General features: G+C 62.6%; 9 protein-coding genes. All 9 read right to left on the bottom strand.

The annotated features are described in order from the left end of the window. The gene (gene pgaB, locus IH404_RS01660) at positions 1 to 2004 is read right to left on the bottom strand and encodes a poly-beta-1,6-N-acetyl-D-glucosamine N-deacetylase PgaB (RefSeq protein WP_032878493.1); all 2004 of its coding nucleotides are present in this window, start codon (positions 2002 to 2004) and stop codon (positions 1 to 3) included. 12 nt (positions 2005 to 2016) lie between these two features. Further along, positions 2017 to 4497: a poly-beta-1,6 N-acetyl-D-glucosamine export porin PgaA gene (pgaA, locus tag IH404_RS01655; RefSeq protein ID WP_194439716.1), complete on the bottom strand. Its 2481-nt coding sequence runs from the start codon at positions 4495 to 4497 to the stop codon at positions 2017 to 2019. 338 nt (positions 4498 to 4835) lie between these two features. Beyond that, a complete protein-coding gene (locus tag IH404_RS01650) occupies positions 4836 to 6332 on the bottom strand; it encodes a YdgA family protein (protein ID WP_005783590.1) in 1497 nt (498 codons plus the stop codon). Between the two features lie 146 nt (positions 6333 to 6478). Then, a complete protein-coding gene (locus tag IH404_RS01645; protein ID WP_032803208.1) occupies positions 6479 to 7111 on the bottom strand; it encodes a hypothetical protein in 633 nt (210 codons plus the stop codon). A gap of 81 nt (positions 7112 to 7192) precedes the next feature. Next, positions 7193 to 8635, bottom strand: coding sequence for an efflux transporter outer membrane subunit (locus tag IH404_RS01640; RefSeq protein WP_005783587.1), 1443 nt, complete (start codon positions 8633 to 8635; stop codon positions 7193 to 7195). Further along, positions 8632 to 9522: an efflux RND transporter periplasmic adaptor subunit gene (locus IH404_RS01635; protein ID WP_005783585.1), complete on the bottom strand. Its 891-nt coding sequence runs from the start codon at positions 9520 to 9522 to the stop codon at positions 8632 to 8634. The genes IH404_RS01640 and IH404_RS01635 overlap by 4 nt, the downstream gene beginning before the upstream one ends. Beyond that, positions 9519 to 9728 carry a DUF1656 domain-containing protein gene (locus IH404_RS01630; RefSeq protein WP_003187469.1) on the bottom strand — a complete coding sequence of 70 codons (210 nt, stop codon included), beginning with the start codon at positions 9726 to 9728 and terminating at the stop codon, positions 9519 to 9521. The genes IH404_RS01635 and IH404_RS01630 overlap by 4 nt, the downstream gene beginning before the upstream one ends. Then, positions 9725 to 11803: an FUSC family protein gene (locus tag IH404_RS01625; RefSeq protein ID WP_194439714.1), complete on the bottom strand. Its 2079-nt coding sequence runs from the start codon at positions 11801 to 11803 to the stop codon at positions 9725 to 9727. Before IH404_RS01625 ends, IH404_RS01630 begins: the two co-directional genes overlap by 4 nt. Then, entirely contained in the window at positions 11800 to 12219 is a 420-nt protein-coding gene (locus tag IH404_RS01620; protein ID WP_005783580.1) for a MarR family transcriptional regulator, read from the bottom strand. Before IH404_RS01620 ends, IH404_RS01625 begins: the two co-directional genes overlap by 4 nt. Between the last annotated feature and the right edge of the window lie 53 nt (positions 12220 to 12272).

Here is a 12272-nt window from a genome sequence, read left to right as displayed (position 1 = left end):
TCAAGGATTCCATTGGTTGGAGAGGGCCGGACGTATCGTCTTCAAGTCCGGGGAGTTTTCCAGGAAGTTGTCCGGGTAGTAGCCGAAACTGGTGACGCCCTGGCGTTTGAGTACACCCATCCACTCTGCCAATTGCTCAGCGCTGATATCCGGCGCGGCTTGAGTGCGCCAGTCTTTGGCTTGCAGTTCGAAGACGGTCTTTTCCAGTGCGCCGGGGCGTGCCTTGACCGTGGCCACCAGCTTTTCCAGCCAGGCATTGGAGTCTTTCAGCGACTGGCCTTCCATCAGCGGCATGGCCATGGGCGCCGTCCAGTCGTAGGTCTTGAGGAAGTCATCGAGGTTCTGCGCAAACCAGGCTTCGCTGCCGGGGTTGAGCATCGGCTCGGCGAAGATATTGCGAGCGGTGAGGATCTGCGGGCCGCGAATGGCGCGCACCTTCACGGTCAGCTCGTTGGTGAAATCAGTCAGGTAGCGGCTCTTGAAGCGAGTCCAACGCTGCATCACCGCAGGGTCGGCACGCAGCGCAGCGATATTGTCCGGCAAGCCCTGGGCAGCATAGGCCTTGAGTGCGGCGGGGCTAGCGTCTTCAAAGTCGCTTAGCAGCGCATCGTCGTGATACAGCACGCCGTCGATGGCACTGTTGCTGGTACGCGCCAGGTCTTCGTAGATCTCGCCGATGAGCTGCCGCACTTTCGGATCAAAGGGCGACAGGCGCTTGTATTGATCCGGATCGGTAGCAACCTTGCCGGTCTGCGGGTCCCAGCGGGTCACGCGTGGCAGCTTGGCGTCGAGGGCAAAGCTGAGCACCGGCATCCACGCAAACACACTGGCGTGGGCACGGGTATGCAACTGCCAGGAAACGCGGTTGAACAGGTCGGCGCGCATCGGCAGGTGGCGGTTGGGGAAGTACACCGAATGCACCAGGCCATCACCCTTGGGGTCGGCGTAGGCTTGCAGGAACACCGTGACGGCGCCCATGTCCACCACGCGCTGCACCAGCACATCGAGGTTGTGCGCCTGTTGAACCGGGTCGGGGTCATAGACGTGATCCAGGTCCACATGCACGACGCGCAACGGTGCCTTGGCCTGAACCGAAACCATGCTGCTGGCGAAGTGCTCACCATCCGGGTCGGAGGCCACCAAAAAGCGCGGACTGTTCATCAGCTTGTTGGAATCATCCAAACCGTCATCCAGCGTAAGCGCCATCTCATAGCCGTGCTCACCGACCACGGCCAGGGTGGTGCCATCGGCCGCGCCATACGGCCACACCCATACCCGTGGAGCCTTGCCAGTGACGGTACGGATTTTATTGGAGATGGCTGCTACGTCAGTACGCATCCGCGCCTGGAACTGCGCTTCGGTTTCATAGCGGCCGGTCGCCGGGTCATAGCGGCGCGTGGTGGCCGCCGGTTCGAGGTTGCCTTGGGGATTGGCGAGTATGCCTTTGTGATTGGCGTCGGTATGGGCGGCGATTTCCACCAGGCCCGATCGGGACACTTCACGAATCTGCTGCCAGGTCAGGAAGTCGCCCCGTGGGCGCGGTGTACCGGCGAAGTCCACCGGCTGGTTCAGCGGCGTGTCGATCCAACTGCCCACTGGCGCCAGCACGGCCGGCCAATTGTAGGCCCGCAGGATCGGCATCACACGGGTGTAGAAGCTGGAATAGCCGTCATCGAAGCTGAGCATCACGGCCTTGGGCGGCAGTGTCGGCCCGCCCCGGCGCGCAGCAAGGACTTGATCCACGCTGACCGCCTGGTAACCGTTCTCGCGCAGCCAGGCCAATTGCTCGATCAAGCGCTCGGTACGCACCGCCACCACGGCCTGGTCAGGGTCGTTGTCCGAGACGTCGTGGTAGGCAATGCCCAGGAAATGGTTCTTCGGCCACGGCGCTTCGCTGGCCAGTGTCGGCCGCTCGGCAGGTGGAACGAATGGCGCGGGTTGCTGGGCGCATGCGGCGGCCAGCATTACACCCAGGACCAGAAAAAAACGACTGAGGAGGGTCATGGTCAGGCTCTTCTAGAAACGGTAAGTGAGGTCCAGGAGCAGGCGCAGATCGCGTTCGCGCTCGCCGTCGTAAGGTCGGCTGACCAGGCTCAGGTTGGCGCCGGCTTCCAGCACGTCATTCCAGCGAAAGCGTTGGCCGTACCCGATCAAGCCGACGCCGCCGGTGGAGTAATCCTTTTGGCTATAGGTACCCGCACCGAGCTGGAACTGCTGACTCCACTGGGTTTCGTAGCGGTGATAAAGCACATGGTTGACGTTGACGGTAGGCAACACGCTGAAGTCGGACTTGGGGTTGAAGTAGATCGTGTCTTCCTTGCTGTTGCGGCTGGCACCGACTTCCAGGCCCAGCTCTACTTGCACTTTGGGCGAGCTGTAGATGCCTTCGCGGCCGGTGAGCAAGGCTTCGACGCGGTCGTTGCCATCGCTGAAATGCGACGGGCTGACGGCCAGTTTCCACTCGCGGCTTTCGTTGGCGCGCCAGCGGATAAAACCGCTGCCGCCGTTGGCCGTGACACCTTCATTCAACGCTCGCAACGGTGTGGTGTTGAGCAGGTAGCCAAGGCTGCCGCCGTACTGCCAGTGGTCGTTGATGTCGCGGGCGATCGACACGCTCGCGCCTTGTTTGGCGCCATCGCCATAAGAATGGTTGGACACTTCGGCTTCGATGGTCATGTCGCGGGTGCGCCGCTCCACGCCCACACGCTGCCAACGGTGATGGCCGGTACCTTCGGCGAAATCGGCAGTGCCGTAACCGACACCGGCGAACAGGCGCCAGTCCTCGTCGATGGGCGGGGTGTAGATCACGCTTTCTATGCCCCAGTCACGGCTACCCGACACCGCGCCGGCCGCTTGGTTGTTGCCGCCACCGAAGCTTTTGCCGGTGTAGGCTTCCACCCGCACTTCGGCCATGTCGTGCACGTCGCGCAAGCGTTTGAGGCGCTGTACCTGGCGGTTGTCCGGGGCGCGGGCAACGACGTCATCGGTGAGCAGGTCCAGTTGCCGCCATTCCTGCAGGTCCAACGCGGTGAAGCCTTGGGACATTTCCACCCCGATGTCACGGGGGCTCTGGTTTTCGGTCTCTTTGAGGGAGTCTTCAGCGCGTCTGGGCCATTCACGGGCACGGTACATTTCTGCCTGTGCCAAACGTACACCGATGCTGCCCGGAGCTTTGCTCCCCAGGTCTTCCAGCGCCTGTTCGCTGGCATTCAGGTCGGCGCCATAGGTACCGGCCTGGGCCGCCAATTGCTGGGCGTCCATCCATTCGTCGTTAGGGTTGCCGATAGGCAAACCCTTGAGTTCAACCCGAGGTTTCTCGGTGCTGGCCAGCTGCGTGGCGACCGCACGCGCCTCATCCACCTGATCGTTTTCCAACAAGGCGTAGAACAGGGCGGTGCTGTCTTTGACATGATCACCGACGTCGGCATCCGCCGCAGTCAGCGCCTGGCGATACAGCGGCGCGGCTTTTTCCGGCAGGCGCTGGTCGAGGTAGGATGCGGCGACCCAGCGCACGGCGTAGGTCGGCAACTGCACGCCTTGGGCGGTGAGCACTTCGTATTCGCGAATCACCTCAGCGGTGCGTGCACGGGCCTTGAGTGCCCCAAGCCGGTCGATACGCCAGCGCACGACGTCGTCGTGGGCAGTGGCGTCCGGGGCCCAGCGGCTGATCAGCTTGTCGTAATCCTGCAAGGCGCGATCGGCGATGACGTAGCGTTCTTTTTCGGTACGCGTAGCGAACTCGGCCATGCGCACACGCTCGGCGGCAAGGTCGCCTTCCAGGCGGCGCTGGGTGACCGCGTCCACCAGGCCCGGGCGCTTGGCCGACAGGCGCAGGGCGGCTTCGGGCAAGCGCGCCTTTTGCAGGGCGACGATGTATTCACGGGCCACTTCCGGCTTGTCGCCGGCACGGATAAAGGCTTGGTCGAACTCGAACAAGGCGTCGTAATTCAAGCCGGCGCGTGTCAGCGCATAACCCAGGGCCATGCGGCGGTTCGGGTCATTGGGTTGCGCCGCCACCATCGTGCGCAAGCGTTGCACCGCTTCGTTGGCCTTGCCGCCATCGGCCTGGGTCAGGGCCTGGCCCAGTTGCAGGTCGACGTTATTCGGTTCACGCAGCAGCGCCTGGCGATAGACCGCTTCGGCCTGAGCCCTTTGTTTTTGATTGCGATAGGTGCGCGCCACCGTGGCAAGTGCCTGGGTGGTGAGGTTGCGGTGCTTACCTTGTGCTTCGTACACCTTGAGCACTTCGTCGTCTTGCCCGGCCCAACCGGCAATCACCAGGTGGTCGCTGACCTGGCCTGGGGTTTGGCGTTCGGCAGACAGTTGGCGCAGTTGCGTCAACGCCGGCGTGAAGTGACCGTTGCGGGCCTGGATGATCAGGGCATCGTAGGCGGGATCGGCAAACGCAAGGCCAGGGGCCAGCAATTGGCTGCACAGGGCGGCCCCGATAAGCAGACGCAACCGGCCTGAAGCACTGTAGGGGAGGTTTCGCAGCATATCGTGAGCTTCCTTACACACGGAAAGCCCTAACGATAGATGGTCCTGAGCGAAACGCATCAGGGTGTCGGCGTCTCGGGACCCGACCTAGCTTTCCTGTAGGAACTATCTCTTAGCGACGTAGGGGGAAGTACAATTCAGAACAATTGTTCAGAATTGTGCGATCGCGATTTTTTGCCCTCACACAAAACGAATGTGGGAGCCGGGTTTGTGTGGGAGCCGGGCTTGCCCGCGATGCAGGCACCGCGGTCGTTCAGCCAGACCGGGGCGATGCTATCGCAGGCAAGCCTGCTCCCACACAAGCCTGCTCCCACATTTTTTTATTGCATTTTCAGCGCTTACTGGGCGCCGCTCACCGCACCGACTTTCGACATCACAAAGCCAATGAACTGCTCAACGGTCATCTTCTGGCCGTTGAAAGTCACTTCGTTGTTGGCGTAGTGCAGCTTGGAGACCACATCGGTACCCACCAGGGTTGCCAGTTGGGTGCCGACTGCCATGCCGCTGACCATCTCGGCCGCCATCTGCGATTGCTGCTCGATGGCTTTGGGGTCAGTCACGCCACCGACCTGCGCTTGCAGGGCGGCTACGTCGCTGACCATCGGCTTGGACAGGGTCAGGTTGGCATCCAGCAGCGCAATCATCTGCTTGCCCAGTTCAACCGGCGGCAGCTCCATGGACGTTGGCTTGGCCAGGTCCACCACCAGGTTGAACTTGCTTTCGCCGTGGGTGGTTTTAAGCGACAGGTTTTCCACCGCCAGTTGCGGCTTGGCAGCCAGTACCTGGTTGACGTTGGCTTCGGCCAGGGCCTGCTCGGCTTCGGTCAATTGCAGCTCCGGCACCGGTTGGCCGGCGGCAGCCGCGGCTTGCACCGGCTGCATCTTGTCCTGGTAGAGCTTGGTCAGCACCAGCATCGCCGGGATATCGACGTTCTTCATGCTCACGGCCATGGCGGCCGAGCCGACTGGTTTGCCCTGATAACCGATCTCGTCGATCTTGTAGTCGACGCGGCCAGCCAGGTTGTTGTCCTTGGCTTGGGTGGAGTCTTTCTGCTCGAAGCCCTTGAGGGTCAGCACGGCTTTCTGCGGGCCGAAGGTGACCTTGGTGTCGGTCAGTTCCACGGTGTTCTGGCCGGTGTAGAAGCCAAAGGTGGATTTCTCCAGGTTGCTGGCGACAGTCAGGCCGGCCAGTTCCGCTTCGAACGGTGCGCCATTGGCATCGATTGCCGCGACCTTGAGGCTGTTCATGAAGCCATCAGCCTTGACCTTCTGGCCTTCGGCGCTGCTGTCGAATTCCAGGTTGGCGCCAGAGAAGCTCACCGAGGAGGTGTCGTCCTTGAACTCCAGCGGCAGCAATTCGATGTTGCCGCTGACCGAACGGCTGTAGCCGATGTTCGCCACGCCTTTGAGCGGCGACACGTCTTTGCTGGCGGCAAACCATTTTTCAGTGGTGGGGTTCTTTTCCAGTTCGTAGTGACTGGTGGCCATGACCGGCAACCACTTGAGGGTCACCAGGCGCGAGAACGGCAACGGGCCGTGCTCGATATGGTCGACGAACAGCAACTCAGGGTTCGGGTTGTCTTCGCCGAACACGCTGCCCTGGCCCTTGAGGCGATAGTGCGCTGTGCTGCTGAACACGCCACGGTCCAGAGACACCAACTCCAGAGCCACGCTGCCGTCGACGCCGGCCATGGAGGTCTGCAACTCTTTGTTGGCGTTCTGGATGGCGGTTTGCAGGACCGGCTCCAGTTGTTTACCGGTGTACCAGGCGCCGCCCGCACTGACGGCGCCGATGGCGACAACAAAACCCAAGAAAACAACTGCTGGCTTATTCATGAAGTGACCTGATCAAATCCTGTGAGAAGTGGGCTGTCTTCCTTGAACCCCGAAGGGGTTGGCTCAAGCCCGCCGAAAACGGGGGAAGATTAGCACTGGCGAGCGCAAACGGCCCAGCCTTTCAGAGGGATCAGTTCAGCAGGAGTTCAGGAGTACTCCAGCTCGATTTCGTCCAGCTGGTGATCAAAACTCTTCAAGCGGGCGGTCCAGGTGTACACCAACACCTCAAACTCGCGGTGGATCACGGCATTGCCGGGGGTGTCGGTCTTGGGGTCGCAAAAATCCAGTTGGTAGCGCTCGCGGGCCATTTGCGTGGCGACATCGGACAATTCCCGCGCGTTATCGAGCCAGTGCCTACCGTCTGCGACCTGTCGATCCAGCAGCACGCATTGTTTTTTCAGGACTTCGAGGCTTTTTTCCAGCGGCGTGCCGGTAAGGTCGCCCATGACCTCCTGGAAGGTGCGCCCCGGCTGCCAGTAGCTACCCCAGAAATAGCGGTCGAATACGGTTTCGACGCGGCGCAGGGCAACCTTGGTGTCCCAGATCGCCACGCGGGTCTTGCCTTGTTCGAGGAGCTTTTTCTTCACTCGCTGGTTTTGATAAGACGCCCAGGCCACTACGCCGATGGACAGGGTACCGATCACCAGGCAGGCGCTGTCCAGGAACACCATGGCCTTGTCGAGTTGATGGGCGAGCATGACACCGTAGAAATACGCGGCCGATAACAATACCAGTGCGAAAAGCACGCACCAGAAAGCGGGAGCATAAGGGTTTTTCATTATTGGAATCCCCATGAGCAAACGCGAGCTTTGTCGGGTGAGGCGTCACGGCGCCTCACCTGACAAAGCATAGCAATCACCTCACGGTTTGCCGGGTTTTACCCCTTGCGTTCGTCCGCTTTCCCAACCGCCGCCCAGGGCCAGGAACAGATCGATCTGGCTCATGGCAACCTGGGTGTTGGCCGCCGCCAATTGCGCGCGCATATCGGTGTAGGTGCGCGTAGCTTGCAGGTCGGCCAGGAACGATTCGCGACCGGCCTGGAAGAAACGATGGGTCTGGCCTGCGGCTTCTCGCGCCGACTGTTCGGCTTCGGCCAGGGCGTCGCGGCGCTGCAGCACCGCGGTGTATTGCGCCAGGCCAGTCTGGGTTTCGCGGATGGCATTGAGCACCACGCCGTCGAAGTGCGCCAAAGCGCCCTGGGTCGCGGCTTCGGCTTCATGGATACGCGCTCGGGCGCCGTTGGTCGGCACGGTCCAACTGATCATCGGGCCAAAGCCCCAGCGGTTGGTGGCCGGTGTGCCGAGGTTTTCCAGCAGGCCCACGGTGCCTACCGTGGCGCCGATGCTGATATCCGGATACAGCGCGCCGGTGGCCACGCCGATACGTGCGGTCGCGGCAGCCAACTGGCGCTCAGCCTGGCGCACATCAGGGCGGCGTTTGAGCAGCGTGGCACCGTCGCCCACCGGCAGCAGCTGGGCGATGTGTGGCAGCTCGGCGCAGGTGCCTGTGCCGGCCGGCAGTTGGTCTACGGGCTTGGCCAGCAGCATCGACAGGCGGAACAGTGCGGCCTGGCGCGAGGCTTCATAGCGCGGAATGTCGGCGCGCAGGGATTTGTATTGGGTTTGCGAGCGGGTCACCTGGGTTTCGTCGCCGCGCCCGGCATCCCGCAGGCGCTGGGTCAGCTTGGTGCTCTGCGCTTGCAGGTCGAGGGATTCGTTGGCAATCGCCAGCTCTTCGTTGGCCGCGCACACCTGGGTGTAGGAACGCACCACATCGGCCACCAGGGTGATGCGAGCGATATCCGCCGCCGCCTGGGTTGCATCGGCGCTGGCCTTGGCGCTTTCGATGCCGCGCTGCAAGGTGCCGAACAGGTCGAACTGATAGGACGTGGTGATGCCGACGCTGCCGATGTTGCCGACCGGAACTTTGTCCGGCAGCAAAAATGCTTCGCCAGATTCCTGCAAGCGCTGGGCCTCGGCCTTGGCGCCGGCACTCCAGCCGCCGGCGGATTCGGCTTGCTGCACCTGGTAACGCGAACGCTGCAAGTTGGCGGCGGCCACGCGCAGGTCGGTGTTGGAGGCCATGGCCTGCTGCACCAGCTGGTCCAGGCGCGGGTCTTTATACAGCTTCCACCAATCGGCCGGCACCGGCGCCGAGACCACGTTGCTGCCCTCGCCCATGATCGGTCCTTGCAGGTCGCCACGGTTGACTGCGGCCTGTTCCGGCAGTTTGTAATCCGGGCCTACTACTTGGCAGGCAGACAGCAACAACCCCAGGGAAGCGGTTGCCAGGAGCCGCTTCATGGTTTGTCCCCGTCTTTAACTTCGTCGTCGATGATCGACACCGTCGCCGTGCGCCCGGCGATCATGCGAAAGTCCGCCGGCACATCGTCAAAGGCAATGCGCACGGGGATCCGCTGGGCCAGGCGCACCCAACTGAACGCCGGGTTGACGTTGGGCAGCAGGTTGGAGCCGCTGCTGCGGTCGCGGTCTTCGATACCGGCGACGATGCTCTGCACATGCCCGTGCAGGCGAGCGTTGTCGCCGATCACGCGGATATCCACGCCCATGCCGACGTGGATGCCGTCGAGCTTGGTCTCTTCGAAGTAGCCGTCGATGTGGAAGGAATTGCTGTCCACCACCGACAGTACCGGGCGCCCGGCGGTGACGAACTCCTGGGTACGCGGCGCGCGGTCGTTGACGTAGCCGTCCACGGGGCTGCGGATCACCGAGCGGTCGAGGTTGAGTTGGGCGGAGTCCACCGTCACTTGGGCTTCGGCCAGGGCGGACTGGGCGCGAGCCACGCGGGACTGGCTTTCTTCCAACTGCTCGCTGGGCACCAGGTTACCGAGGCCACGGTTACGCTTGTACTCGCGCTGGGCCTGGGCCAGGGTTTCCTGGCGGTCGGCCACGGCGGCCTGGGCTTGGCGCAGGGCCAGCTTGAAGCGGTCCTGATCGACGGCAAACAGCACCTGGCCTTTGGTCACCAACTGGTTGTCACGCACGTCCACCCGCTGGATCAGCCCGGAGACGTCCGGGGCGATCTGCACGATGTCGGCGCGGATGTGGCCGTCACGAGTCCAGGGGGCAAACATGTAGTACATGACCATGCGCCACACAACGACGACCGCGAAACTCACGATCAACAACGTCAGGACGACACGGCCGATAGTCAAAAAAGGTTTTTTCATGTCATCAGATATCGACTGAGTGAGTCCACCGCGCCCAGCAACAGCGCGTACAGCCCCACATTGAACAATGCCCGGTGCCAGACCAGGCGATAGAAGTGCATGCGCGTCAACAGCCCGTGCACCACCAGAAACAACACATAGGTAATGCCCATCAGCACCAGCAGCGTGGGCAGGAACACCCCGCTGATATCCAGATCACCGATCATAAAGGCGCTCCATCGGGTAGCGGCGCTTCCATTTCCGTGCCGCCAATGAATTCCACACCGGGCAACAACGCCAGGCGCAGGCCGGCCAAGGCGTGCAGCAGGTGCAGGCGGGTGTCGTCTTCGTCTTGCAGGCCCTGGCCGTTGAGGGCGCGACGCGTGCGGTCCAGGGTCATCAGCAGACCGCTGGGTGCGGGCAAGCGTTCACCGGCCTTGAGGCACGCTTTGAAGTACCCGCCCACCCCTTCCACCACCTGGTTGAGCAACACCCGTGGCACACCGAGGATGCGCGGCGAGTAGGCCAGCAGGTCGAGCAGGTTCAGCGCCACGCGCAGGTCGCGCAGGGCGCTGCCGGTGTCTTGGCCGGTAAGGGCCAGGCGCGGCAGGTGTTGCATCAGGCGGTCGAGCATTTGCGCGGCCATGTGCCGGTGTTCGTTCAGGGTTGCGGGCTCGGTCAGGCCAACGATGTCACGCCAGCTGAAACGGGTCAGGCGCTTGGCCGCCAGTTCGGCGCCGAAGGGCCGGGCGATCAAGGTCCACACAAATGCGAACAGCAGGCCCACGGGCCCGGCCAGGTTGACGTTGGCGAAGTTGAGAAAATCCGCGTCATAGGCGCCCTGGATGCTGATGAACGACGAGGTGTTCACCAGCGTCAGCAACATGCCCAGGTAGAATCGTGGCTGTACCGTGAGGGTGCCGATGCAGATAAACGGCACGGCAAAAGCCAGCACCAGCATGGGGAAATCGTGCAGGTTGGGCAGCACCAGAAACAGATACAGGCTGGCGAACAGCACCGACATGGCGGTCCAGAAAAAGAACCGGTAGATCTGCGGCGCCGGGTCGTCCATCGAAGCGAAGAAGCTGCAGGCGACGGCGGCCAGGATCACGGCGCTGCCGCCATCGGTCCAGCCCAGCAGGATCCACAGCACCGAGGCGACGATGATCGCGGTCACGGTGGAAAACGCCGAGTAGAACATCAGCCCACGGTCTAGAAATGGCGTGAGCCGGCCCAGGCGCCAGTGGCGGTAGACGGCGCGCCAGGTGTCCTGGCTTTCGCACTGGATGGCGGCTTGCAGGCTGCGACAGTCTTGCCACAAGTCGACCCATTCGCCGAGGCGGTACAGGGCGTTGGAGAACAGCAACGTGTGGCGGTCATCCAGCGCTTCGCCCTGGGGTTGGGCGGCGTCGATCTGGTCACGCAGCACACGCCAGCGTTCCAGGGGCGCTTGTTCAGTGGTGCTTTGCAGCCAGGCGTTGGCTTCCTCCAGCAACGGTTTGAGCCGGTCGAGAAACTCCGGTGCGCGATGCTCGATGGCGTACACCGCGTCATCCAGCGCGTCGATTACCGGCAGCAGATGAATCATGCGCCCGCGCAGTTCTTTGGTGTTGCGCACCGTTTGCGGCCGCGCGCCTTCGTGGGGCAACTGGCCGATCATCAACTCAAGGGTGTTGAAGGTGGCAACCATGCCGCCGCGCAGGTTGCTGACCGCTTCAGGTTCAATCTGGCGGGTGAGGAAGCGTTGGCTATAGACCTGAGCATCGCTGAACCACTTGGCCACCGAGCCATCGAACACCGGCATCAGGCGCCGTGGCCAGAACATTGCGCCCACCACCGCTGCGACCGCGATGCCAAGGAAGATTTCTTCGGTACGCGCTTCAGCCACGTCCCACACCGCCAGGGGGTTATCCACCACTGGCAGGGCGATCAGCGGCAAGGTATAGCCGGCCAGCATCAGGGCGTAATTATTGGCCGTGCGCAGGTGCATGGAGAGGAACAGCAAGGTGCCCGTCCATAACGCGATCACCACCACCAGCAGGTAAGGCGACTGCACGAACATCGGCACAAACAGCACCGCCGCCGCTGCGCCCATAAAGGTGCCAATGGCGCGGTACAAAGCCTTGGAACTGGTGGGCCCGACAAACGGGCTGGAGACGATATACACGGTAGCCATCGCCCAGTACGGACGCGGCATTTGCATCAGCATGGCGATGTACAGCGCAATCATCGACGCGGCGAACGTGCGGACCCCGTAGAACCAGTCGCGGGCGGGCGGGAAACCGGTAAAAAATCCGTTCAAGGCGCCACAGCCTCGGCCGCTTCGAAGGCGCGCAGCACGCGCAGTGCGGCTTCCAGGTCGGTGGGCGCGATATCCACAAGGACTTCCTTGCGCAGGCGAACCAGTTGGGCTTCTACCGCCTGCACCAGTTCACGGCCGCGCTCGGTGAGGCTCAGGGCCTTGGCGCGACGGTCGTGGATGTCTTCGGTGCGGCATACGTAGCCGTCGCCGCACAGCCGATCGAGCAGGCGCACCAGTGACGGGCTCTCCATGCCGGAGGCCTGGGCTACTTTGACCTGGTGCACACCGTCACCCAGGCGGCCGATCATCAACAACGGCACGGCGCAGGCTTCGGAGATGCCATAGCTCACCAGCGTGGTCTGGCAGATCTTGCGCCAGTTACGGGCGCCCACCACCATGCTGCTGCTCAGGTTCATCTGAAGTTGTTCGAGGGATTGGGACACTGGATAGTTCGCATACAGTTAGTTTG

Origin of the sequence: Pseudomonas sp. OST1909 (assembly GCF_015277575.1) — a bacterium.
In the GTDB taxonomy this organism is placed as follows: Bacteria; Pseudomonadota; Gammaproteobacteria; order Pseudomonadales; family Pseudomonadaceae; genus Aquipseudomonas; species Aquipseudomonas synxantha_A.
This window is presented reverse-complemented; position numbering and strand designations above follow the sequence as displayed.

Excerpts from the sequence above, each read along its gene's own strand:
- IH404_RS01620 (WP_005783580.1), bottom strand. The coding sequence starts at position 12,219 with ATGAACCTGAGCAGCAGCATGGTGGTGGGCGCCCGTAACTGGCGCAAG.
- IH404_RS01630 (WP_003187469.1), bottom strand. The coding sequence starts at position 9,728 with ATGATCGGTGATCTGGATATCAGCGGGGTGTTCCTGCCCACGCTGCTG.
- pgaB (WP_032878493.1), bottom strand. The coding sequence starts at position 2,004 with ATGACCCTCCTCAGTCGTTTTTTTCTGGTCCTGGGTGTAATGCTGGCC.
- pgaA (WP_194439716.1), bottom strand. The coding sequence starts at position 4,497 with ATGCTGCGAAACCTCCCCTACAGTGCTTCAGGCCGGTTGCGTCTGCTT.
- IH404_RS01635 (WP_005783585.1), bottom strand. The coding sequence starts at position 9,522 with ATGAAAAAACCTTTTTTGACTATCGGCCGTGTCGTCCTGACGTTGTTG.
- IH404_RS01650 (WP_005783590.1), bottom strand. The coding sequence starts at position 6,332 with ATGAATAAGCCAGCAGTTGTTTTCTTGGGTTTTGTTGTCGCCATCGGC.
- IH404_RS01640 (WP_005783587.1), bottom strand. The coding sequence starts at position 8,635 with ATGAAGCGGCTCCTGGCAACCGCTTCCCTGGGGTTGTTGCTGTCTGCC.
- IH404_RS01645 (WP_032803208.1), bottom strand. The coding sequence starts at position 7,111 with ATGAAAAACCCTTATGCTCCCGCTTTCTGGTGCGTGCTTTTCGCACTG.